This window comes from Pseudomonas sp. OF001 (assembly GCF_904426495.1).
GTDB lineage: Bacteria > Pseudomonadota > Gammaproteobacteria > Pseudomonadales > Pseudomonadaceae > Geopseudomonas.
The window spans coordinates 1-22,401 of record NZ_CAJGBM010000024.1 but is presented as its reverse complement, the minus strand read 5'-3'; the positions used below and the strand labels follow the sequence as shown (position 1 = coordinate 22,401).

General features: G+C 61.5%; 19 protein-coding genes and 1 pseudogene. 6 read left to right on the top strand and 14 right to left on the bottom strand.

Annotated features, from left to right (window positions below; all coding sequences use genetic code 11):
• Positions 1-71 precede the first annotated feature (71 nt).
• The 8 genes and pseudogenes from RA210_RS14805 to RA210_RS14765 form a co-directional block, all read right to left on the bottom strand.
• Positions 72-3,191 (bottom strand): efflux RND transporter permease subunit, encoded by a 3,120-nt coding sequence (locus RA210_RS14805; RefSeq protein WP_201487052.1) that lies wholly within the window; start codon positions 3,189-3,191, stop codon positions 72-74.
• A gap of 14 nt (positions 3,192-3,205) precedes the next feature.
• Positions 3,206-4,315: an efflux RND transporter periplasmic adaptor subunit gene (locus RA210_RS14800; protein ID WP_201487050.1), complete on the bottom strand. Its 1,110-nt coding sequence runs from the start codon at positions 4,313-4,315 to the stop codon at positions 3,206-3,208.
• Positions 4,316-4,324: 9 nt separating this feature from the next.
• The gene (locus tag RA210_RS14795; RefSeq protein WP_201487048.1) at positions 4,325-4,870 is read right to left on the bottom strand and encodes a hypothetical protein; all 546 of its coding nucleotides are present in this window, start codon (positions 4,868-4,870) and stop codon (positions 4,325-4,327) included.
• A 29-nt stretch (positions 4,871-4,899) separates the two neighbouring features.
• Positions 4,900-6,189 (bottom strand): TolC family protein, encoded by a 1,290-nt coding sequence (locus RA210_RS14790; protein WP_201487046.1) that lies wholly within the window; start codon positions 6,187-6,189, stop codon positions 4,900-4,902.
• Between the two features lie 131 nt (positions 6,190-6,320).
• Positions 6,321-6,647, bottom strand: a complete 327-nt coding sequence (locus tag RA210_RS14785; protein ID WP_236574759.1) for a DUF2946 domain-containing protein — start codon at positions 6,645-6,647, stop codon at positions 6,321-6,323.
• Between the two features lie 113 nt (positions 6,648-6,760).
• Positions 6,761-7,132: pseudogene (locus tag RA210_RS14780) on the bottom strand (ISL3 family transposase); the annotation flags it as partial.
• A gap of 59 nt (positions 7,133-7,191) precedes the next feature.
• Entirely contained in the window at positions 7,192-7,704 is a 513-nt protein-coding gene (gene lspA, locus RA210_RS14775) for a signal peptidase II (protein ID WP_090212119.1), read from the bottom strand.
• A gap of 203 nt (positions 7,705-7,907) precedes the next feature.
• A complete protein-coding gene (locus tag RA210_RS14765) occupies positions 7,908-10,043 on the bottom strand; it encodes a heavy metal translocating P-type ATPase (protein WP_442963402.1) in 2,136 nt (711 codons plus the stop codon).
• A 372-nt stretch (positions 10,044-10,415) separates the two neighbouring features.
• Here RA210_RS14765 and cadR point away from each other — a divergent pair, with 372 nt between their 5' ends.
• Both cadR and RA210_RS14755 read left to right on the top strand, forming a co-directional pair.
• Positions 10,416-10,880 carry a Cd(II)/Pb(II)-responsive transcriptional regulator gene (gene cadR / locus RA210_RS14760; RefSeq protein WP_201487041.1) on the top strand — a complete coding sequence of 155 codons (465 nt, stop codon included), beginning with the start codon at positions 10,416-10,418 and terminating at the stop codon, positions 10,878-10,880.
• 153 nt (positions 10,881-11,033) lie between these two features.
• Positions 11,034-11,552 carry a hypothetical protein gene (locus RA210_RS14755; protein ID WP_201487038.1) on the top strand — a complete coding sequence of 173 codons (519 nt, stop codon included), beginning with the start codon at positions 11,034-11,036 and terminating at the stop codon, positions 11,550-11,552.
• Here the strand turns inward: RA210_RS14755 and RA210_RS14750 are convergent.
• Positions 11,546-12,526 carry an IS481 family transposase gene (locus RA210_RS14750; RefSeq protein ID WP_201487037.1) on the bottom strand — a complete coding sequence of 327 codons (981 nt, stop codon included), beginning with the start codon at positions 12,524-12,526 and terminating at the stop codon, positions 11,546-11,548. The genes RA210_RS14755 and RA210_RS14750 overlap by 7 nt on opposite strands.
• 167 nt (positions 12,527-12,693) lie before the next feature.
• On the opposite strand from RA210_RS14750, the gene RA210_RS14745 reads away from it, so the two are divergent.
• Positions 12,694-13,692, top strand: a complete 999-nt coding sequence (locus tag RA210_RS14745) for a YVTN family beta-propeller repeat protein (protein WP_201487036.1) — start codon at positions 12,694-12,696, stop codon at positions 13,690-13,692.
• 247 nt (positions 13,693-13,939) lie between these two features.
• On the opposite strand, the gene pap is transcribed toward RA210_RS14745, so the two are convergent.
• Entirely contained in the window at positions 13,940-15,430 is a 1,491-nt protein-coding gene (gene pap / locus RA210_RS14740) for a polyphosphate:AMP phosphotransferase (RefSeq protein ID WP_201487035.1), read from the bottom strand.
• Positions 15,431-15,956: 526 nt separating this feature from the next.
• Here pap and RA210_RS14735 point away from each other — a divergent pair.
• From RA210_RS14735 to RA210_RS14720, 3 genes are read left to right on the top strand one after another with little or no spacing between them, the layout of a single operon-like run.
• Complete coding sequence (locus RA210_RS14735; protein ID WP_201487033.1) at positions 15,957-16,589, top strand: LemA family protein; 633 nt, start codon at positions 15,957-15,959, stop codon at positions 16,587-16,589.
• Positions 16,589-17,434 (top strand): TPM domain-containing protein, encoded by an 846-nt coding sequence (locus RA210_RS21830; RefSeq protein ID WP_268932796.1) that lies wholly within the window; start codon positions 16,589-16,591, stop codon positions 17,432-17,434. The genes RA210_RS14735 and RA210_RS21830 overlap by 1 nt, the downstream gene beginning before the upstream one ends.
• Positions 17,428-17,934 carry a TPM domain-containing protein gene (locus RA210_RS14720; protein ID WP_201487031.1) on the top strand — a complete coding sequence of 169 codons (507 nt, stop codon included), beginning with the start codon at positions 17,428-17,430 and terminating at the stop codon, positions 17,932-17,934. Before RA210_RS21830 ends, RA210_RS14720 begins: the two co-directional genes overlap by 7 nt.
• 274 nt (positions 17,935-18,208) lie before the next feature.
• Here RA210_RS14720 and RA210_RS14715 read toward each other — a convergent pair whose 3' ends face one another.
• The 4 genes from RA210_RS14715 to RA210_RS22220 are packed head-to-tail and all read right to left on the bottom strand — an operon-like array spanning position 18,209 to position 22,298.
• The gene (locus RA210_RS14715; RefSeq protein WP_201487030.1) at positions 18,209-19,393 is read right to left on the bottom strand and encodes a methionine adenosyltransferase; all 1,185 of its coding nucleotides are present in this window, start codon (positions 19,391-19,393) and stop codon (positions 18,209-18,211) included.
• Between the two features lie 36 nt (positions 19,394-19,429).
• A complete protein-coding gene (gene cfa, locus RA210_RS14710) occupies positions 19,430-20,560 on the bottom strand; it encodes a cyclopropane fatty acyl phospholipid synthase (RefSeq protein ID WP_201487069.1) in 1,131 nt (376 codons plus the stop codon).
• Positions 20,561-20,580: 20 nt separating this feature from the next.
• Complete coding sequence (locus RA210_RS14705; RefSeq protein ID WP_201487029.1) at positions 20,581-21,936, bottom strand: MBL fold metallo-hydrolase RNA specificity domain-containing protein; 1,356 nt, start codon at positions 21,934-21,936, stop codon at positions 20,581-20,583.
• Positions 21,933-22,298 carry a DUF2933 domain-containing protein gene (locus tag RA210_RS22220; protein ID WP_201487027.1) on the bottom strand — a complete coding sequence of 122 codons (366 nt, stop codon included), beginning with the start codon at positions 22,296-22,298 and terminating at the stop codon, positions 21,933-21,935. Before RA210_RS22220 ends, RA210_RS14705 begins: the two co-directional genes overlap by 4 nt.
• Between the last annotated feature and the right edge of the window lie 103 nt (positions 22,299-22,401).

Here is a 22,401-nt window from a genome sequence, read left to right as displayed (position 1 = left end):
AACACGGTTACTTTGTGGTGCGCAATACCGCCCCGGAGGGCTGTGATTGCGATGAGAAATGAGGCAAACCATCAGAAGGCCCCCGCTTCGCGATCAGCTATCAGGCGCTCGGTGTCCTTGCGGCCGAACAGCCAGAACATCACCGGGGTCAGATAGGTATCGAGGAGGGTCGAGCTGATCAGGCCGGAGAAGATCACCACCGCCACCGGGTGGAGGACTTCCGTGCCCGGACGCTCGGCCTCGAACAACAGGGGCGCCAGGGCAAAGGCGGTGACCAGCGCCGTCATCAGCACCGGGCTCAGGCGCTCCAGCGAGCCGCGCAGGATCATCGCGTGGTCGAAGTTCTCCCCCTCGATGCGCATCAGGTTGATGTAGTGGCTGACCTTGAGGATGCCGTTGCGCACCGAGATACCGGCGAGGGTGATGAAGCCGATCAGCGCGGCAATCGACAGCGGCTGCCCCGACAACCACAGGCCGAGCACCGCGCCGACCAGGGCCAGCGGGATGTTGACCATGATCAGCGCCGACAGGGTCGCCGACTTGTAGCGGCTGTAGAGCACCACGAACATCAGGATCAGCGAGACGATGGACAGCAGGCCGACCAGACGCGACGCTTCCTCCTGGGCCTGGAACTGGCCGCCCAGGGTGATGAAGTAGCCTTCCGGCAGCTTGGTCTCGTCGACCACCTTGCGGATGTCTTCGACGATCTCCGACAGCGGGCGCCCTTGGGCGTTGGCCGACAGCACGATGCGACGCTTGCCGTCGTCGCGACTGATCTGGTTCGGGCCGTCGCCGTCCTCGATGCTGGCGATCCGCGACAGCGGTACCCGACCGGTCGGGGTCTCGAACAGGATGTTGCCCAGCCCCTCCGCCGAACGCGCCGTCTCGGGCAGGCGCACCACCAGAGCGAAGCGCCGGCCACCCTCGACGATCTGGGTGACCTTCTCGCCCTCGACCAGACTCTCCAGCGTCGCCAAGATCTGCGGCGCGGGCACGCCGTACTGGGCGGCGGCGGCGTAGTCGATGCGCACCTTGATCTGCGGAGCCAGCACCTGCTTCTCGATTTCCAGGTCGGCGATGCCGGGAATATCCGCCAGCCTGCCGCGCAGGGCATCCGCCTGGCCGCGCAGGGTGTCCAGATCCTCGCCGAAGATCTTGATGGCGATCTGCGAGCGCACGCCGGACAGCATGTGGTCGATCCGGTGCGAGATCGGCTGGCCGATGCCGATGGCCGCCGGCAGATTGACCAGCCGCGAACGGATGTCGCCGGTGATCTCATCCATCGAGCGGGTCAGCTCCGAGGCCGGCTTGAGGCCGACATCCAGCTCGCTGACGTGCACACCCTCGGCGTGCTCATCCAGCTCCGCGCGACCGCTGCGGCGGCCGACGTGGGTCACTTCCGGCACCTGCATGACCAACTGCTCGGCCTGCTGGGCCAGCGCCGAGGACTCCGCCAGAGTCACGCCGGGGTTCAGACGCAGGCCGATCAGCAAGGTGCCCTCGTTGAACGGCGGCAGGAAGGTCTTCGGGAAGAACGGCACGCTCGCTGCCGCGACCAACACGGCAATGCCCGCTACGACTACAGCTGCCTTCGGACGCTGCAGGACGGCTTGCAAGCTGCTGCGATAGCGGCTTTTCAGCCAAGCCAGCAGTTTGGTGTCGCCATGCTCCAGCGACTTCATCCGCGGCAGCAGATAGAAGGACAGCACTGGGGTGACGGTCACCGAAACCACCAGCGAGGCCAGGGTCGAGACGATGAAGGCGATCCCCAGCGGTACGAATAGCCGCCCTTCCATGCCCGGCAGGGCGAACAGCGGCAGGAACACCAGCACAATGATGATGGTGGCGTAGAGGATGGCCGAACGCACCTCCATGGTCGCGTGCCCCACCAGTTCCAGCGGGTGCAGGCGGTGCTCGGGGTGCTTGGCCCGCTCCACCTTCAGCCGGCGCAGCACGTTCTCCACGCCCACCACAGCATCGTCGACCAATCCACCGATAGCGATGGCCAGGCCACCGAGGGTCATGGTGTTGATCGACAGGCCGAAGTACTTGAACACCAGACCGGTGATGAAGATCGACACCGGAATGGCCGTCAGCGCGATGATGGTGGGCCGCAGCGTGCCGAGGAAGAAGAACAGGATCGCCGCGACGAACACCGAGGCGCCGATCAGCTTGCCCTGCAGGGTGCTGATCGAAGCCTCGATGAAACTGGCCTGACGGAAGGTGACCTGGGGGGCCTCCATTCCGGTCGGCAGCGACTTGCGCATTTCCCCCAGCGCCGCCTCGATGGAGCGGGTCAGCTGGATGGTATCGGCCGTCGGTTGTTTCTGGATGCCGAGGATCACTGCTGCCTTGCCTTCGAAGCCGGCATCGCCGCGCTTCAGGGCTGCGGCAAAGGTCACTTCGGCGATCTGCCGCAGGAGGATCGGCTGGCCGTTACGCGCCGTGATGGCCAGGTTCGACAGATCCTCCAGACTCGACGTCCGCCCCAGGTTGCGAATCAGGTACTCGCGCCCATTGAGCTCGAGGAAGCCCCCGGAGGTATTCGACGAATAGCCCTTGAGCGCTTCCTCCAGTTGCGTGTGGCTGATACCCAGCTCGGCCATGCGCGCCGTGTCGGGCTGGACCTGGAACTGGCGGACCTCACCGCCAATCGGGATCACCTGGGCCACGCCGGGGATCGCCATCAGGCGCGGACGCAGCACCCAGTCGGCGAACTCGCGCACCTGCATCGGGGTGATCTTGTCCGCATCGATGGGAATCGCGATCTGCATGATCTCGCCCATGATGGAGCTGATCGGCCCCATGCGCGGGATCACGCCCGGAGGCAAGCCTTCCTCCATTGCGGAGAGCCGCTCCGACACCATCTGCCGGGCCCGAAAAATCTCCGTGCTCCAGTCGAAGGTGACGTAAATGAACGACAGCCCGCTGCTGGAGACCGAGCGCACGCTCTCCACGCCGGGTAGACCGTTCATCGTGGTCTCCAGCGGGAAGGTGATCAGTTGCTCGACCTCTTCGGCGGCCATGCCGCCAGCCTCGGTCATGATGGTGACCGTCGGCTTGTTCAGATCGGGAAAGACATCCACGGGCATGCGTGACAGCGTGAATGCGCCATAGGCCATCAGCACCAGGCTGGCGATGATCACCAGCAGGCGGTTGGCGAGGCTGTTGTCGAGGAGCCACTTGAACATGGGTCAGGCTCCCTTCAGCGAATCTGGTTGATCAGGCTGGCGGCCTGGGTCACGACACGATCCCCAGCGGCAAGCCCGCTGGTCACCGCCACGGATACCCCGTCCAGCACGGCAAAGGTGACCGGGCGCGGCACGAAGTGCTCCGGCGCGGTCTTCACCCAGACGACATTCTGGTTGGCGGCATTCTTCATCAGCGACGCTGCCGGTACCCGGATGCCCTGGGTACGAGTGGCGGTCTGCACGAAGACCTTCACCGGCTGCCCCACGGCCAGCCGGGACAAGGCGCTGCCCTCGCCCTGGAACAGCATCGGCAGGGCCTGTTCACGCAGGCTGCGGGCCGCGCCGATGAAGGTCAGCGGCACACGTTCGCTACCCACCGCCAGAGTGGCTCCCGCCACATCGGCGGCCTGGTTAAGGTCGTAGGCCAGCGCTTCGATGCGCAGACGCGAGGGATCGACCACCTCGAACACCAGTTCGCGGGCATCGACCACCTGGCCGGCGACGGCATTGGTCGAGGCAATCACCCCGGAAACCGGCGCAACCAGTGCGTCCCGCGCATTGACGCCCGAATTCAGCGCAGCGACTTGCGCCCCCAGACTCGCGGCCTCGCTGGCCGCTGCCTCGATATCCTTGCGCGGCACCGTATCGGCCAGCTCGCGCAAGCGCGCCAGGCGCTGGTCGGCAAGGCCCTTCGCCGCCCGCAGTTGAGCCAGCTGCGCGGCCTGATTGGCCCGCTCGAGGACATCGCCGGTCGCCACGACATAGGCCAGCACCTCACCTTTCTTCACCGCCTGCCCGACGCCGGGAAAACCGCGCGGTCCGGCTTCGAGGCGCCCAGCCAGCACGGCCTGCACCTTGCCGCCGGCATTGGGATCCATCACCACCTTGCCGGCCAACTCCAGCGAGCGCGGCAACTCGGCCGTCTCGAGCGGCAAGGTGCGCACCCCGATCTGGCGTTGCGCCGGCTTGGGCAGGAATACGCTGCCGTCGGGCAGCCGCTGGGGACCGTTGCTGTTGGTTGCAGGCGCTTCTTCGCCATGGTCATGCCCTTCGCCAGCCCAGGCGGGCGAAGTCAGCGACAGCAGGGCCAGGCACAGCGCGGAAATCAGAAAATTAGTTTTCATGGAACACCTTCACGAATGACGAGGAGCGACACGGGCGCGGCGCATAGCCCAACCCAGCAGGGCGAGCAGAACCAGCCCGCCGGCCCCCCAGGCCCCGTAGGTGCCCCAGGACGCGCCAGATGCAGACTCTTCGGCGTGCTCTTCGTGATGGATATCCAGATCACCGCTCAGCAGCTCCGTGCGCTGGCCGACGACGACCTTGGCCTTGATGGCGATCTCTCCCTCCTCAGGCTCTTGCGCCAGCTCGGCCTCGAACTCGCCGGCTTCGTGCTGCTCGACCTCGACCTTGACGCCGCCAATCTCCAGCTCGAGGCTCGCGCCCTCGACCGGACTGTTGTCGGCTGCATGGTCGAGCCACAGGGTGAGGTCGTGGCCATCGAGCACGCCGACCAACTCGAAGGTGTCGGAAGTCGCCGCGAAACGCGGCAGGGCCGGGCCTGTCGGAGTGGCCGGCGCTTCGCCATGGTCATGCCCCTCACCGGCTTGAGTGGCCAGGGGGGCGGCGGCGATCAAGATCGCGACAGTGAAGGCTGTCAGCCTTGGAAACAGTGTCATCTTTGCAGTCCTGTAGATTCGTTCCGGCCCTATTCGGGCAGCAGACCCAGTGCCTGACGCAGCGAGGAGATCGCCGCCGCCTGATCGAGTCGGGCCAGGGCGGCCTGACGCTTGGCGTCGGTCGCCTCGAGCTCGATACGCAGGCGCGTCGGCAGATCGGTTTCGCCGAGGCGGAAGGATTTTTCGAAGAAACCGCGCGACTCATCGGCGAGCCGGGCACGCTTCTCGGCAGCAGTCACCTGAGCGCGGGCGGAGTCGAACTCCAGCCGGGCGGCCTCCAGCTCGCCGAGCAGGCGCTCACGGGCCAGACGGGCCTGCACCTCGGCTTCGATGGCCTCGGCCTCGGCCGTGGCTTGCTGGGCGCGATTGCGACTTCCCGAGCCGAAAGGAATGCGAATGCCCAGGGTGAGGCTTTCGTCATAGGACTCCCCCGGCTCGCGTTCGCGGCTGGTAGACAAGGTCAACTCGGGGTTGGCGCGGGTCTGCACGCGAGCCAGCTCGGCCGAGCGGCGAGCGACCTCGGCCTGATCCAGCAGTGCGGACACCGCCGGATGCTGGGCATCCAGCGCAGCGAAGTCAGCGGGCAGCGCGGGTACCGGCTCACCGGCAGCAACGCCAGGAACAGCCTCTTCGCGACCACTTGGCAGGATGCCGATCAGGCTGCGCAACTGCTGCGCAGCCGTCGCCAGCGCACTCCTGGCTCGCGCCGCTTCGATCTCGGCCAGGGCCGCAGCACCCTCGGCCTGGTGCTGATCAGCCAGGGCCAGTTCGCCCGACTTGACCCGCTTGGCGACATCGGCAGCGAGCTGCCGGGCATTGCCCTCGCGCTCGCTGGCCAGGCTCGCTTCGACCCGGCTGCGTTGCCACTGCCAGTACGCCTCGCGCACCTCGGCAGCAGTACGCAGCTGCGCAGCCGAGGCGCGACTGGCGGTGGACTGGGCCTCGGCCTCGGCCACGGCGCCCGTCCGCGAGCGCTCGCCGGGCAGCCACAGGGGGATGGCGAGGCCGACATTGTGCTCGCGACTACCATCGTTGCCATTGAGCTGGTCGCCTTTGCTCGACAGCTCCAGGGCCATGGGCTCGGCGGTCCAGCTGGCGGCGGCGGCGCGACGGGCAGTGGCCGCCTCACGACGCGCAGACGCGGACTCCGCTTCGGGCTGACGCGCCCAGGCGGTATCGAAGGCTTGCTTCAGCGATAAAGGACCGGCAGCGACCGACTGCAGGCTGGAAGCACTTGGCGCTGTCTGCGCCAACGAACTGCCGGTGGCCAGCACGAGCAAGGCGCAAGGCAGCCATTTTCTGGTTTTGCTTGGGAACATCCCGATTCTCCAGTGATGAAAAAGCTCACGGGGAATCGGCGAGACGCAATCAGCTGGCTCGCAGCACGCCAACGCTCATCGTCGCTGACGATGGTCGTTGGGCGGGTCAGAGAGAGGAGTCGCCTCGCCGATCAGGCGAGGCGGACCCAGGCAGGGCGCTCAGGCGGAGAGGATGGCCGGGACAGCGGATGAGCCTGGAAGCCAGTCTCGCCAGCTGACAAGCTGTTCACATCGAACAGGGCTGCATCGGAAAAGATCGGTGTGACGCCAGCGGAAACGCAGGCGTTGCAATCGCCATGCGGGTTATTGCCGCCTTGGGGATCGGGACCGTCGTCGTCCTCGCTTCCCGCCTGGCTTTGGTGCTGATGAGCGTGGTGGCCGAAATGCTTCGTCTGGTTACCCGATTCGTGCTGGCAATAGCTACCCATTGCAGCCCAACCGAGCTGCAGCGGCATCATCACCAGCAGAAGAATCGTTAGCCAAAGGCGCATAAGGACTTGATAGTAGATGGATTAGTTATATGGAATCTTAACAGTTTCTGTCTGGTAAGAAAACCTGACGGGACCGACGGCACGCTGACGATCTCGACCTTCTGCCAGTCTTTCAGCTTCATCAGGGCTGGTCACCACATCCTGACGGTGGCTGGCCAGCAGATCAACCACGGCCTTCGCCTTGATGTTGGTGAGGACGCAACGATAACGCCGATCCAGATACAGTTCATCGATGCCAAGATACGGGGCGTCTCGAGGCGGCGCCAGTAGCTCATGAGCTCGGCACAAGCGTTGAAAATGTCCCACACCGTCTTCTCGTCCAGGCCGGTCTGTTCAACCACTTAGGGCAGGGCCTTCTCCACGTACTCATGCAGCCGTAGCGTCAGGCGGAAGCCGTCCATCATCTCCGGTAGCTGGAGTCTGAAGGTGGTCTTGCAGGCCCGCACCTCGTATTCCGGCATGTGCAGGATGTCGTCGGGAGTTTCGGTCATGGCTTTATTAGGTGTAGGCTTCAGGCAGCCCCATCTGGCTCGACATTGAGATTTGATTTCCCACGTAACAAGCTTACGGAAGCGATAAGAAATGCACCGAGGACAATTGCAATGTCGGCGAGGTTGAAGGCCGGCCAATGCCAGTATCGCCAATAGAAATCAAGGTAGTCCACAACATAGCCACGGAATATCCGGTCAATCAGATTACCTGTAGCACCACCGAGGATCAGGCAGTAAGCGATGGCTTCCCCTTTATGACGATTGTCTCGGATAAATTTGATAAGCACAATCGAGACCAATACCGCGATCCCTATAAAAAAGTAGCGCTGCCAGCCTCCACCATCAGCGAAAAGACTAAATGCGGCACCGGTGTTCCAAACGTGTACCCAGTTAAGGAACGGAGTCACTGGAAGAGACTCGCCATAACCCATTGACTGCTGGACTATCCACTTTACACCTTGGTCCGACGCTGCTATCAAGCCGGAGAGAGACAATATAGCATGCGACGAGAGCTTCTTGTCAAGAACAAGCATTTTTTAATCCTTAAGCGCCAGAATGCACCTAGCGCCATTGTGCACAACAACACCCACGACGGTACCGGCAATCAGATCTGGAAATTTGAACCAAGCCAAGCGACGAGAACGCCGCCCAACCATATATTCCGGACACCCACACTTTCCAGCCTGGCTTGCCCCCCTGGATCAGCACTCGTGGACCGCAGAAGCTCGCAAACCCATTACTTGCGCAGCAACCGCAGCCCGTTGGCCACCACCAGCAAACTGGCCCCCGCGTCGGCAAACACCGCCATCCACAGCGTGCCCTGCCCGGTGAACGTCAGCAGCAGGAAAACCGCCTTGATCCCGAGGGCGAAAGCGATGTTCTGCCGCAACACCGTGGTGGTCGCCCGCGAAAGCCGGACGAATGCGGGAATCTTGCGCAGGTCGTCGTCCATCAGCGCAACGTCCGCCGTCTCGATGGCGGTATCCGTCCCCGCCGCTCCCATCGCGAAGCCGATGCTCGCCCGGGCCAGCGCGGGCGCATCGTTGATCCCGTCCCCCACCATGCCGACCGCACCGGCCTTGCCACTCGTCATCAGCCCTTCGATGGTCTTGAGTTTGTCTTCCGGCAGCAGCCCACCGCGAGCCTCGTCGATGCCGACCGAGCGGGCAATGGTTTCGGCGGTATGGATGTTGTCGCCGCTGAGCATCAGGGTTTTCACCCCGAGGGCGTGCAGCTCGCTGATCGCTTCGCGACTGGTTTCTCGCACCGTGTCGGCCACCGCGAAAATGCCCAGGACTTCGTGCTGGTTGACCAGCAGCACCACCGACTTGCCCTGGCGCTCCAGGGCAAACAGTTGCGCCTCGATGGCTTCCGAGCAAAGACCCAGCTCCTCGATCAGCCGGTGGTTGCCCAGCTGGTACAGATGATCGTCGATACGGCCACGCACGCCACGGCCCAGAATGGCAGCCAGATCGGTCACCGGGTATAACGCCAAGCCGGCTTCGTTTGCCGCCAGGGCGATGGCGTGGGATACCGGATGATCCGAGCGCGCAGCGAGGCTGGCCGCCAGGGCGTGAACCCGGGCCTCGTCTCCGCGCAAAGCAATAAAGTCGGTCTGCACCGGCTTGCCATGGGTGATGGTGCCGGTCTTGTCGAGTGCCAGCGTGGCCAGCTTGCGACCCTCCTCAAGGTACACACCGCCCTTGATGAGAATGCCCTTGCGTGCGGCCGCAGCCAGGCCGCTGACGATGGATACCGGCGTGGAGATCACCAGTGCACAGGGGCAGGCAATCACCAGCAGCACCAGCGCCTTGTAGATCCAGTCCATCCACTCGCCGGACAAGAACAACGGCGGCATCACCGCGGTCAGCAAGGCGATCAGGAACACTGTCGGCGTATAGATCTGCGCGAAGCGGTCGACGAAGCGCTGGGTCGGCGCCCGACTCCCTTGGGCGGATTCGACGGCATGAATGATCCGGGATAGCGTCGAGTGACTGGCTTCGGCCGTCACCCGAAATTCGAACGACCCCGTCTCGTTGATCGTCCCGGCAAACACGCTGTCACCCACGGTCTTGTCCACCGGCAAACTCTCGCCGGTGATCGGAGCCTGGTTCACGCTCGAGTGCCCCTGGGTCACCACGCCATCCAGCGCGATTCGCTCGCCCGGGCGCAGACGCACCGTGGCTCCCACTGCCACCTGTCTGGCGGGTACACCCAGCCACGTGCCATCCGGTTGCTGGACGGTGGCCGTTTCCGGAGCGAGTTCCATCAGGCCGCGAATCGCGTTGCGCGCACGGTCGAGCGATCGGGCCTCGATCACCTCGGCCAGGGCGAACAGGAACATCACCATGGCCGCCTCCGGCCACTCGCCAATGAGCATCGCCCCGGTAACGGCAATCGACATCAGCGCATTGATGTTCAGGTTGCGGTTCCTGAGGGCAATCCAGCCTTTCTTGTAGGTCGAGAGTCCGCCTACCGCAATCGCCAGCACGGAAAGCGCCACGACCAGCCAGTGATTGCCACCGTTCAACCAGTGCACGACCTCGGCCAGGGTCGCGCTCACGCCCGCCACGGCCAGTGGCCACCAATGGCGGGGGCTGGTAGACGGCTCGGCGGTGTCGTTGGCAACGCTCGGTTCGACCTTGGCTTCGAGGCCGATGGATGTCAGCGCGCCCAAGATGGCATTCAGGCTTTCGGGACGGTGCGTGACCGTCAAACGGCGTTGCAGCAGATTGAAGTCCAGGGACTCGACGCCGGGCATTCCGGTCAGCTTGTCGCGAATCAGCCGTTCCTCGGTGGGGCAACACATCTTCGCGATGGTCAACACCGTGCACACCTGCTCGGCTGGAAGGGCAAGACGCTGGGCCTGCATGCCGATGGCGCGCAATCCGGCTTCGACCGGTTCCAACGAATCGAGCTGATGGTTCACCGTCAGCGTGCGCTGCATCAGGTTGAACTCCAACCCTGTCACCCCGGCGAGCGGCTCCAGCTTGTCGCGAATCAGCCGTTCCTCGGTGGGGCAGTCCATGTTGTCGATGCGGTACTGCACAGTCTTGCCCGCTCCGGTGGCAAGACTCTTCGGTTCCGCTGACGACGCAGTGGAACAACCGCACCCAACAGCGTTGCACTCACCCATGCTGTACCCCCAATGACGTTGGACACGAGTAAACAACCTGTAGCGACTACAGAGTCAAGAGCCTATGCTGCAAATAGGAGTCACCAGACCCGGCTATCGGAGACCAACGTGAAAATCGGTGAGCTAGCCAGTACCACGGGCACCCAGATCGAAACCATCCGCTACTACGAGCGCGAGGGGCTACTCGCCTCGCCCGCCCGCAGCGACGGCAACTTTCGCATCTACACCGAAGCGCATGTCGAAAGGCTGTCCTTCATTCGCCGTTGCCGCATGCTGGACATGACACACGCCGAGATTCGGGGACTGCTCCACTTCAAGGATGCTCCCAGCGAGCACTGCGCCGGTGTGAATGCCCTGCTGGACGCGCACATCGGCCATGTCACCGCACGCATCGAGGAGCTCCGCCAGCTGGAGCAACAGCTCAAGAGCTTGCGTGAGTGCTGCAACGAGCCGAGTGCCGCCGCCCACTGCGGCATCCTCCACGAATTGTCGCAGCCGTTATGCGAAGGCGAAACGAGCGAGGGCAATCACGTGCGCTGCGCGCACTCAGGAGGCATCTCCCATCAGCGGTAGCCGGGGCCAGCCTGAGTGCCGCTTGTGAAGGGAGCAATCAAATAGGCAATCCAGCCAAGAGGCTCTACAGTTTTAGGCAAAACCCGTTGAGTCAACGCAATCGCTCGCTCATAGGGATGTTGGTTCAGCTCACCACCACAAAGGCAGCTCGATATGAAAAACATCAAACTGGCGGTACTCCTCGTTGCCGCATCACTGTCATCCGCATGGGCGCTGGCGGCAGACCCAACCCCAGCCAAAAGCGCTACCCCCCCGGCGCAGCAGCAAGCTCCGAGCATTGCCGAGTTCGACAAGCAGATGGCTCAGGCGCAGGAAAACCTCCAGAAGATGCAGGCCCAGATGGAGAAAATCCGGCAAACCCAAGACCCGAAGGAGCGGCAGAAACTCCTCCAGGAGCATTGGAATACCATGCAAGGCGGGATGGGAATGATGCACGGCATGGGTATGGGCATGTGGGGTGGAGGCATGATGGGTGGGCACATGATGGGCGGCGGCATGATGGGTGGCGGCCACATGATGGGCTGGCAGGACTATTCGAACCTGCCCCCGGAGCAGAGAGCACAGCGCCAGTACATGATGGACAGGTACATGGGGATGCAGCAGATGATGATGGATCACATGATGTGGCACCAACACTACATGGGGATGCCGCCAGCTAAACCCGCTCAGTAAGCATGACTCTGGGTGTGTAGTCCCGGGATGAGGTGGTGCGGGTCAAGCTTGAAACAGTCCGGTGTTCGAGTCCAGGCATCACAGATCGTTTTGAACGGAGTACGCCACCGTAGAGCCTTCAGGTGCTTGGCAAAGTTGTATGCCATGACGAAGGCCCGAACATGGGCTTTCAGCGCATCGAAGTCCGGGTAGTGGAACGACTTGATGGTGGCCTCCTTCACGGTGCGGTTCATGCGCTCGGCCTGTCCGTTGGTCCACGGGTGATAGGGCTTGGTCAGCTTGTGCTTGATGCCATGCTCATGGCAGACACGGTCGAAAATGTGCCCACCAAACCGATTGGTCAGGCCGTTTCGATACCGTGGCTGCTCGGTGAACGCCACGCCGTTGTCCGTGAGAACGGTGTGAATGGTGTACGGGTATGCCGTCACCACCTCTTCGAGAAACGCCGCACCGTTCTGCTTTGTCGCAGCATCGAAGAACGCCACGTGGGTGAATTTGGTGACACGATCGATCGCCAGGAACATGTGCTGTTTTCCCTGCTCCAGCCGGAGTTCACAGCTGTCGATATGCAGGTAGCCGATTTCGGTTGGAGCAAACTTTCCATGCTTGGCTCCACCCGGCTCTGTGCTGGGCAGTCTGCTGATGCCATGGCGCACCAGGCAGCGATGCAAGGCACTGCGAGTCAGTTGGGGGAGGGTTTCACGCAGATGCCCCAGCAGGTCGTCCAGGGGAAGCAGGGTGCGTCGCCTGAGCTCGACCACCATCGCTTCTTCAGCATCCGAGAGCCGGACACTACATGGCTTGGCAGGCCCCATGGGCTTGTCAGTTGTCGTCGAGCGCGAACGCCACTTGGCCACAGTCTTGACGTTCAGTCCATAGCGGGCGGCAAGGGCGCGCGTCGACTCTTGCGACGCTTGGAGCTCGGCTCGAACTCGCGGCGTTGTGCGGGCTGAGCCATGAAGACCTGTTGCCATAGCGCATCCTCCTGGTGAGGGTTCAAGAATGCACCATGACTTCCTGGGACTGCACACCTAGGCCTCCTGACCGAATTGTAATGGCCGCCTAAGCCTAGAGAAAGCTGTGCCGATCTAGGCTGAAGGGGTATATCGAACCCTCAGCCCCACGCGCCAGGAGTATTTCCATGAAACCAGTCCTAGCTGCCATCGGTATGGCGATTGCCCTGCTCGCCAGTGCTACGAGCAGTGCCGCAACCATCTATGTGGCCAACGAAGGCGCCGGCAGTCTAACGATCATCGACGATGAAGCGCGAACCACTAGCACGCTGGCACTCAATATCCTGCCGCATAACGTGGATTTGACACCCGACCGCAAGACCCTGCTGATTGTTGGCATACCTGGCGGCAATACCCAAGCTGGGCATGGGAACCATGACGCTCAAGGCGGGCGATTATTGGTGTTCGACGCCGACAAGTCGATACAGTCGGCGCGTATCATTCAGGTCGGCGGCCATCCGGCGCATGTGGTTCCGGATCGCAGCGGCAAACTCGCCTTCGTAACAGACGCAGCCAGTCATGCGGTAGTCGTCGTCGACCTCGCCGCCGAACGCATTCTGAACAGGATCAAGGTCGGCAGCTACCCGCATGGCCTGCGCCTATCCCCAGATGGACGCACCTTGGCCGTGGCCAACCGGGACAGTAACGATATCAGCCTGATCGACGTAGCTGACAGAACCCAGACCGCCCGCATCGCGGTCGGCAGGAAGCCAGTGCAAGTAGCCTTTGCTCCTGATGGTCAACGGCTGTTCGCCTCCCTCAGCGGAGAGAACGCAGTGGCCGTGGTAAACCTACAGAGCCACCGTCTCATTGCCACCCATCCCGTCGGCCCCGGCCCCATCCAGCTCTCCGTGACGCCCGACGGCACCCAGCTGGTGGTTGCCAATCAAGGTAGCCGGCAAGCACCGGGGCATACTTTGTCCATCCTGGATGCCGCCAGCGGCCGTCTCATCGCCACCACCAAGGTCGGCAACGGGGCCCATGGCGTATCCATCGCCGGCGACGGTTCGCGGGCCTATATCAGCAATGCCTTCGAAGACAGCATTTCGGTCGTCGACCTCAAAAGCCATGCGGAACTCGCCAAGTTCCCGACCTCAGCCGGCCCCAATGGCATTGTCGCGCGCTGACTGTCAATTGAAGCCACACCTCCTCCCGGCGGCGCACCTCTGTTAGGCATGGTTGTGCCCGTTCGGGAGGCTCGGTGACGAACACAGCACACGGCTACTCGACCTGAGCCAGTCGCGTGATGGGACATGACTGGCGCACATAGCCCTCCATCACCGACAGCATCAGAACAGATTAAAAACGCTTCACGGCCTGCTGAAGCCTCTGCACAGCCAGCCCCCACCGTGGGCGTCATCAGCCCCACAGGCATCAACCCGACCGGGCGAACGCTGACTCCAGCGCATCGTTAATGGTGCGCAGGACCTTAATCCGGGCGAAACGCTTGTCGTTAGCCTCGACCAGCGTCCAAGGCGCGATTTCAGTGCTGGTGCGGTCGACCATGTCGCCTACAGCATCGGAGTAAGCGTCCCACTTCTCGCGATTGCGCCAGTCCTCTGCAGTGATCTTGAAGCGTTTAAATGGTATAGCCTCCCGCTTCCTGAAGCGCCGCAACTGAGTTTCTTGGTCAATAGCCAGCCAGAACTTGGCCACCACCACCCCCGAGCTGGTCAACTCCTCCTCGAAATCGTTGATCTCACCGTAGGCACGCAACCAGTCAGCCGGGCTACAGAGTTCTTCGACCCGCTCCACCAAGACACGTCCATACCATGAGCGGTCAAAGATAGTAAATTTTCCACGCCGCGGGATATGCCGCCAAAAGCGCCAGAGATAGGGCTGGGACAACTCCTCTTCGGTTGGCGAACCGATCGGCACGATACGGTAAAGGCGCGGATCCAAGGCTGCAGCTACGCGGCGGATAGCCCCACCCTTGCCAGCTGCGTCATTGCCCTCGAACAGCGTGATCAGAGCGTGCCTGCGCATGCGCTTGTCACGTATCAATTTGGACAGGCGAGCCTGCTCGATGACAAGTTGTTCTTGATATTCCTCCTTGGTCAATTCCCGGCCCAAGTCCAAGGCATCCAGCAGGGCACGGTTGTCCAGGCTCGACACCAATGGCGCGGCGTGATGAGCGTGCACCGTCGGTGTTTTGTGCTCCAGCGCGCATTGCAACCCCTCAAGAAGGATACGAGCGACCGTGATGCTGCGATAGCGCTCATCCTCCCCCTCAATCACATACCAAGGTGCGTATTCGCGGCTACTGCGACGCAGTACTCGCTCGCCGTGAAGGACAAATTTGTCGTAAGTCTTCGACTGCTGCCAGTCTAGCGGACCCAACTGCCAGCTGTGCAAAGGATCGTCCTTCAACGTCTCGAGCCGCTCCTTCATTGACCTCTTTGACAGATGGAACCAGAACTTGAAGATCAACGTGCCTTCTTCGCTGAGCATCCGCTCCAGCCGCTCGGCGCTGGCGATGAACTGGTCGAGCTGGGCATCGTCGATTTTCTTGTGCACTCGTGCCTGCAGCATCTGGTCGTACCAATTGCCGAAGTAGATTCCAACCTTGCCCTTAGGTGGCAGCTGTCGCCAGTAGCGCCAGGCCTGCGGACGGGCCAGTTCCTCATCGGTCGGCTGATCGAAGGTACTGACCTCGATGAAGCGCGGGTCCATCCATTCGCTGAGCAGCCTGACCGTCTCCTCCTTGCCCGCGCCCTCAATGCCGGCAATCAGTATCAGCACCGGAAAGCGCGCCTGCTGCCCAAGCTCAAACTGGGCCTCCAGAAGCGCTTCGCGTAGCACCGGCACCTGAGCATCGAATGTGGCCTTGTCTATGGCGTGACCGACTTCAGCGGACTCAAACATGGATTCCCCCTCTATCAATGCTGATTTCAGCGTAACTGATCGACGACCGTTTGCCGGTAATTTTTCCCTTCACCCCCACAGCAAGGTTGCCCCCCTTAACTCATCGGAAAAGGGCCGAAGGGGGGGGGCTACCCCACCAGATCAGGAGATTTCTAGCTTCACCCAATTCATTATTTCAAAGCACACCCACAATTAATAAATACAAAGCCCGCCAGTCCGTGATAAAGCAACTTTAATACAGAGCAGACTGCCTAGCAAAACCAAAAAAACCAAGAAAAGCCCACACAAGCAATACCCATACATATAAATACAACTTCAAATCAATGAAAATCAGCCCGCCAGCCATGGCATTGCGATGACCTCCTAAAAATATTGATAAAACCCCAAAGCAACGCAAGCCAGCCAAACATTACACCAATGTAATCTTTTCGTCAGAAACGGAATAAAAGCCCCGGCCATATTGCCTACGATCAAGCAACCCTGCTATACATAAAAAACAATTTCAGATTGCAGGGAGATCACGACAATGCGAAAACTGTTTAGCCTGCTGCTCATCACGCTGGTCCTTAGCATCTCCGGCTGCGGCTATAACACCCTGCAATCGACAGACGAACAGACCAAGTCAAGTTGGTCCGAGGTATTGAACCAGTACCAGCGCCGTGCCGACCTGGTGCCCAACCTGGTCGGCACGGTTAAGGGCTATGCTGCCCACGAGAAGGAGGTGCTGGAGCAGGTAACGGCTGCCCGCTCTCGGGTCGGCGGCATCCAGGCTACGCCGGAGCTGGTCAATGACCCGCAGGCCTTCGCTCGTTTCCAAGAGGCCCAGGCCCAGTTGTCTGGCGCACTGTCGAGGCTATTGGTGGTGTCGGAGAACTACCCGCAGCTGAAGGCGGATGCCGCCTTTCGCGACTTGCAGGCTCAACTGGAAGGCACTGAAAACCGCATCACCGTGGCACGCAACCGCTATATCCAGGCGGTGCAGGAGTACAACGTCACGATACGCAGCTTCCCCTCCAACCTGACTGCGATGGTGTTCGGCTACAAGATCAAGCCTAACTTCAGCGTTGAGAACGAACGAGCCATTGCCACACCACCACAGGTGAATTTCGGGAGCTCTCCGGATAAACCGCAAAGCGGCACGCCGCAGCCGAGCAACTGATGAGCAAGTTCATTGCGGCGAGAGCCGGGCTGCTGGCAATGCTCCTCGGTTGGTGCTTGGCGGCCACGGCCCAACCGGTAGCGATGCCGCCCTTGACGGCACGGGTCACTGATCTGACAGCGTCACTCACGGCCGAGCAGGTAGCCAGTCTGGAAGGCAAGCTGCAACGCTTCGAGGTAGCAAAAGGCAGCCAGCTGGCCGTGCTAATTATCCCTAGCACCGGAGAAGAATCGATAGAACAGTATTCCCTCCGGGTGGTCGAGCAGTGGAGGCTGGGGCGCAAGAAGATCGACGATGGCGTACTGCTGATCGTTGCGAAGAATGATCGGACCCTGCGTATTGAGGTGGGCTATGGTCTGGAGGGGGCTCTGAACGATGCCACAGCCAAGCGCATCATCAGCGAGATCATCGTGCCACGCTTCCGCCAAGGCGACTTCTATAGCGGCATCGAGGCTGGCGTCGACCAGATGATCGCCATTATAGATGGCGAACCACTACCGCCCCCCAAACGCGGAGCGAATGGAGCTCAGGATGAGCTCTCGAAATCGATTCCCTTGATTGCGATGCTGGTCTTCGTGGTGGGCGGGGTGCTGCGAAAACTGCTGGGGCGTTTACCCGCTGCATCGGTAACTGGCGCCGGAGTGGCTCTGCTGACCTGGTTATTGATCGACGCCATCCCGGTTGCACTTGGCGCAGGACTGATGGCGTTCGTATTTATTCTTCTCGGGGGCGGCAGGCATGGCGGCTGGTACAGCGGCGGCGGCCGGTCCGGTGGAAGGTTCCGTGGCGGCTTCGGTGGTGGTGGAGGCGGATTCGGCGGGGGAGGTGCATCAGGACGATGGTGAAGAACAACTACCGGCGCCTGGTTCGCCACCTGACGATGACACCCTGGCAGCTCAAGCGTGCCTTCCCCCCACAGACGCTGAGCACGATTCAGGCAGAGATTGCGGCAAGCGAGTGCACCCATGCCGGGCAGATCCGCTTTGTTGTTGAGGGCGCATTGCAAGCAGTCGAACTATGGCGCGGGCAATCGCCGCGTGAACGAGCGCTCGAGGTTTTCTCGCTGCTACGGACGTGGGACACCGAGCACAACAACGGCGTGCTGATTTACCTGCTGTTGGCCGATCGCGACGTCGAGATCGTGGCCGACCGTGGCATTCATGCCCAAGTCGGTGCCAGTGCGTGGGAGGGGATCTGTCTCGCCATGGAGCAAGCCTTTAGGCAGGGGCGCTTCGAGGAGGGAGCACTGGAGGGGATTCGTGCCGTAACCCGGCTCATGGCACAGCATTTCCCGGAAACCGCCGGTGGGAGCAATGAACTGCCCGATCAACCGGTTTTGCTGTGATCACCGCACCGATGGAGTGCAGCATCAGCAGCGAGACAGCGATGTAGAGGCCCAGCGTCACGAGCGCCAAGGCCACGCGATTGCTGGCGCGATCAATATGTCCCGGACACGATATCTCCTTAAATACGCTCCGCCGATCCTGGCACGATCGACTGTTTCAACCAGCACACGATAGCGCTGCAGTAATGCAATGAGCACGACGTGCGGTAGATGGACGAAGGCTCCACACGCTGTTCGAGTCGCCCGTGGTATACGCACCCGGCCCCCTCTTTCATCAGAAGGCGGGCAAATCGCCGCGCACCAATCGCGCGGAGGTACGCTCGATGTCGGACAGATGAGCTTGCGCAAGGCTTTGTACTGCCTGGCGCATGGCCGCGCGCAAAGGACTGTGGCAGCCCAGTTCGACAGCAACCAGCGCAGGACGATCGACTGGCTGGCCGATGCGCGACAATAGTTGCACTGTGGCTTCTTCCACGCCCTCGACCTCGGCGACGATGGCGCGTGCTATTTCCCATGCGAGCGCGTTGTACAGCTTGCCGACATGGGAAACCGGGTTCTTCCCTGCCACGGCTTCAAGTGACATGCTGCGGCAGGGTGTGATCAGGCCATTCATGCGGTTGCCGCGCCCGACCTGGCCGTCGTCGCCCTGCTCCGCGCTCAATCCGGACACGGTCAGGTAAATCCCCTCCACACCGCTCGCGTTCGGATCGTCAAGCGTATTGATGGCGAGATCACAGGGGCTCACCAAGGTCGCGCGTAGATGCTCGGCCATCGCGTGCTTGATCGCAAAATAGTCTGCCGCATGGCGAATCTCCCGATCGATGAGCGCCAACGCGACGGTGAACGTCATCCTGTCGCCAACCCGCGCGCCCATGACCTTGTAGTCGTCGCCCGCTGCCGGAAATCGCGCTTGAAACTCGGCCGAGTGCAATAGCGTCCCCAGTTGCAGCGCCTGTTTCTCGAGGGGCGAGTATGGTGCGAAGCCGATTCCGAAGGAGGTATCGTTGGCCAGGGCGTGGGACATCCCGCGTGCGAATGCCTGCTGCAGGTTGGGGCTGCCGGTGCGTACCGCACATTCGATTTCGAACAATGCCGGATTGCAGCGCAGGTTTTCGGATAAATAGCGGTATGCAGCGCCCCTCACCAATTCAGCCAGCCCGGCGTCCGGCAGGGGACTGGCTCGACCGCACAGGATCAGGCGCATCGGCGTCAGCACCTGTCCACCGCCAAAGCGCGGCAGGCTCTCGCCACCGATCAACAAGGCCTTGTCGACGTTGTAATGCTGGATGCGTCCGTAGGCTTGCAGGTACGCGCGGTTGAGCGCCAGCGACACGGCCTCCGCGACACCATCGCACAGGCTGTCCGGATGACCGATGCCCTTGTGCTCGCACATCTCGGCTTCGCTCATCCGGTGCAAGTGTTTGCAGGCGGTAATGACGAACCGGGTCACGTCGCCCATGTACCCTCCCCCGCGTCACCTCGATTGGTGGATGCCCTAACGCAGGCGGCCGTAGCCGCCCGCGCAGCCGTGCTTGCTCAACACGATTTGCCACAATTGGTTCTTGCGCGCCCGAAACGAACCGGCGCAGGTCAACAGGTAGTAACGCCACATGCGGAAAAAGCGCTGATCGTAGTGCCCAGCCAACTCCGGCCAGTGGCGTTCGAAGTTGGAGTACCAAGCCATCAGCGTTTTGTCGTAATCGGCGCCGAAGTTGTGCCAGTCCTCCATCACGAAACGTGTTTCGATGGCCAGGCCAATTTGCGCAATCGAAGGCAGCATGCCGTTCGGGAAGATGTATTGGCCGATCCAGGGATCGGTCGTATGCACCGAGGTGTTGCTGCCGATGGTATGCAGCAGGAACAAACCGTCGTCGCGCAGCAGACGGTGCGCGGTCGCCATGTAAATGCGGTAATTCTTTACGCCGACATGTTCGAACATCCCCAGCGACACGAGGTGATCGAAGCAGCCATCCACGTCGCGGTAATCCTGCAGGCGTATGTCCACCGGGAGTTCGCGACAGCGTTCGGCAGCGTAACGCGCCTGATCCCGGGAAATGGTGACGCCGACTACCTGAGCGCCGTAGCGGGAAGCGGCATACTCGGCGAAACTTCCCCAGCCGCAGCCGATGTCAAGCACCCGGTCCCCCGCCTTTAGGCCGAGTTTCCGGCACACCAGTTCCAGTTTCCTTTCCTGCGCCTCCTCCAAGCTAACCGCGTCCTGCCAGTAGCCACAGGTGTAGGTCATGCGGCGATCCAGCATGCGTGCGAACAGCTCATAGCCGAGGTCGTAGTGTCGCTCGCCAACGATCCAGGCACGACAACGCGACTGGAGGTTCAGCAGTTGCGCCCGCCATTCGTACCAGCGCCCGAGTAAACTGCCGGTGAGCCGGCGATCGGCACCCGCGCGAAACAGGCGCGCGACGCACTCGTCCAGTTGCTCGCAGTCCCACCATTCGTCCATGTACGCTTCGCCGAGACCGAGGCTGCCCTGTCGGCGCAGGCGTCCGAACAGCCTCGAATCGTGCACCTGTAAGTCCCAAGGTCGACTGCCGTCGAGGTGGACTCCGGCGGCATCGAGCACAGCTTGCAGGCCTCTGACATTGTGGTTTTTGTAAATTCGAGTCATGCCCATCAGCGCGCTCCTGATCAATCCAGAACGAACTCGTCGAGCATTTCCGGAACCATGACGTTCCACCCCAGGCGCTCCTCCAGGTAACGCCGTTGGCTGTCAGCAGCCAATGCCTCGCCATGGGTTAGAAAAACCTGCCGCGGCGGCTGCTCAAAATGGCTTAGCCAATCACCAATTTCGCTAAAATCGGCATGCCCGGAGAGACTGGAGATCTCTTCAACCTGGCAGTTGATAGGCACATATTCGCCATAGATCTTTAGTGTGCGCATACCATTCATCAATGCATGGCCGCGCGTACCCTCAGCCTGATAGCCTGCTATCAGCAAGGTGTTGCGATGGTTGCCACCCAAGGCCTTGAGGTGGTGCAGAATTCGCCCACCGGTAAGCATGCCGGCGCCGGCAATAATTACCTTCGGATATGAGTCTGCACTGAGCGCCTCCGAATCCTGCCTGGTACGGACATAGGTCACGCCTTCGCACATGGCATGGCACTCTGCGTCGCTGAGCTGATGCTGGGCCCGGAAGTGGCAGAACACATGTGACACATTGATAGCCATGGGGCTATCCAGGTAAAGCGGCACATCTGGAATACGGCCTGCTGCGCGCAACTGCGTCAGCAGATGCATGAAAGTCTGCGCGCGCCCGACGGCGAAAGCCGGCAACATGACAGTCCCGCCCCTGCCGACCGTTGCGTTGACGATCTTCTCTAGCTGCTCGGCTACGTCGACGACCGTATGGCGTCGGTCACCATATGTGGACTCGAGAACAAGGTAGTCCGCATGCTTGATCGGCAACGGGGGCTTCATCACAGGATCATTCGGCCTGCCCAGATCCCCACTGAAGGACAATGTGCGCGTGCCATTATCAACATGCACGCATGCGGCCCCGAGAATGTGTCCAGCTGGAGTGAAGTGCACGCGCAACCCTCCAATCTCGAACACCTCATCGAAGTCACGTGTATCGAACTCCTTCAGTGCTCGCTCTGCCTGCTGAGCCGTGTATAACGGCTCGGCCGGGGTATGTTTGCTGTAGCCGTAACGATTGGCACGCAGAGCATCCTCCTCCTGCAGCTTGCCGCTGTCCGGCAACAGGATCTCGCCCAGGGCGCGCGTGGCGGGCGTGCAATAAACCGGCCCGCTGAATCCGTCTTGAATGAGTCGAGGCAGGTAACCGCTGTGATCAAGATGAGCGTGCGTCAACACAACAGCGTCGATCTCGGCCGGAGCGATTGGAAAGGGCTTCCAGTTACGCTGACGCAGGGCTTTGACTCCCTGGAAGAGCCCGCAGTCGACCAGTACTCGTGTATCCCCCTCCGTGACAAGATACCGAGAGCCGGTCACCGTGCCAGTGGCGCCAAGAAACTGTAGTTTCACGACCTTCGCTCCTGAGATTGATCTTGCCGCGGAGTTTCGCTACCTGATTTTTCTTCTTGCCCGTGCTTGTGCGCCTGCTGTTGCTTATCGCCTGTACTTGTGTGCCGATGGCCGCCACAGCCACCGTGCGCACCATGCCCTTCACGCTGCCCACCCTCATGTCCTTCATGCCCTCCATGACCATGACCGCCATGCATGAACAGGTGCATCAAGGGACAGGCCAACAACAACAAAAATGGGAGATAGGGTATGACGTGGGCCCGATGCTCGGTGAGCAGAAAATATCCGGCGATGGCAAGAAATCCAAGAAAGAACCAATTGGCACGGCCTGCGTTGCGAAATCGACTGTCGTGTCTGGGCATGGTATGCGCTCCCTGGCGATTAGCGGGATGGGTGACGATAGGGCAAGGCTACTTCCACATCGGATGGCCCTCCCTCATTGCGACGGATGCGCAAATGAATGAC

Bases quoted from the DNA above. Each gene is read 5' to 3' on its own strand.
- RA210_RS14755 (WP_201487038.1), top strand. From the start codon at position 11,034: ATGAAAAACATCAAACTGGCGGTACTCCTCGTTGCCGCATCACTGTCA.
- RA210_RS21830 (WP_268932796.1), top strand. From the start codon at position 16,589: ATGAGCAAGTTCATTGCGGCGAGAGCCGGGCTGCTGGCAATGCTCCTC.
- lspA (WP_090212119.1), bottom strand. From the start codon at position 7,704: ATGCTTGTTCTTGACAAGAAGCTCTCGTCGCATGCTATATTGTCTCTC.
- RA210_RS14785 (WP_236574759.1), bottom strand. From the start codon at position 6,647: ATGATGCCGCTGCAGCTCGGTTGGGCTGCAATGGGTAGCTATTGCCAG.
- RA210_RS14720 (WP_201487031.1), top strand. From the start codon at position 17,428: ATGGTGAAGAACAACTACCGGCGCCTGGTTCGCCACCTGACGATGACA.
- RA210_RS14800 (WP_201487050.1), bottom strand. From the start codon at position 4,315: ATGAAAACTAATTTTCTGATTTCCGCGCTGTGCCTGGCCCTGCTGTCG.
- RA210_RS14750 (WP_201487037.1), bottom strand. From the start codon at position 12,526: ATGGCAACAGGTCTTCATGGCTCAGCCCGCACAACGCCGCGAGTTCGA.
- RA210_RS22220 (WP_201487027.1), bottom strand. From the start codon at position 22,298: ATGCCCAGACACGACAGTCGATTTCGCAACGCAGGCCGTGCCAATTGG.
- pap (WP_201487035.1), bottom strand. From the start codon at position 15,430: ATGTTTGAGTCCGCTGAAGTCGGTCACGCCATAGACAAGGCCACATTC.
- RA210_RS14715 (WP_201487030.1), bottom strand. From the start codon at position 19,393: ATGGGCGACGTGACCCGGTTCGTCATTACCGCCTGCAAACACTTGCAC.
- cfa (WP_201487069.1), bottom strand. From the start codon at position 20,560: ATGACTCGAATTTACAAAAACCACAATGTCAGAGGCCTGCAAGCTGTG.
- RA210_RS14765 (WP_442963402.1), bottom strand. From the start codon at position 10,043: ATGCAGGCCCAGCGTCTTGCCCTTCCAGCCGAGCAGGTGTGCACGGTG.
- RA210_RS14745 (WP_201487036.1), top strand. From the start codon at position 12,694: ATGAAACCAGTCCTAGCTGCCATCGGTATGGCGATTGCCCTGCTCGCC.
- RA210_RS14735 (WP_201487033.1), top strand. From the start codon at position 15,957: ATGCGAAAACTGTTTAGCCTGCTGCTCATCACGCTGGTCCTTAGCATC.
- RA210_RS14805 (WP_201487052.1), bottom strand. From the start codon at position 3,191: ATGTTCAAGTGGCTCCTCGACAACAGCCTCGCCAACCGCCTGCTGGTG.
- RA210_RS14795 (WP_201487048.1), bottom strand. From the start codon at position 4,870: ATGACACTGTTTCCAAGGCTGACAGCCTTCACTGTCGCGATCTTGATC.
- RA210_RS14790 (WP_201487046.1), bottom strand. From the start codon at position 6,189: ATGTTCCCAAGCAAAACCAGAAAATGGCTGCCTTGCGCCTTGCTCGTG.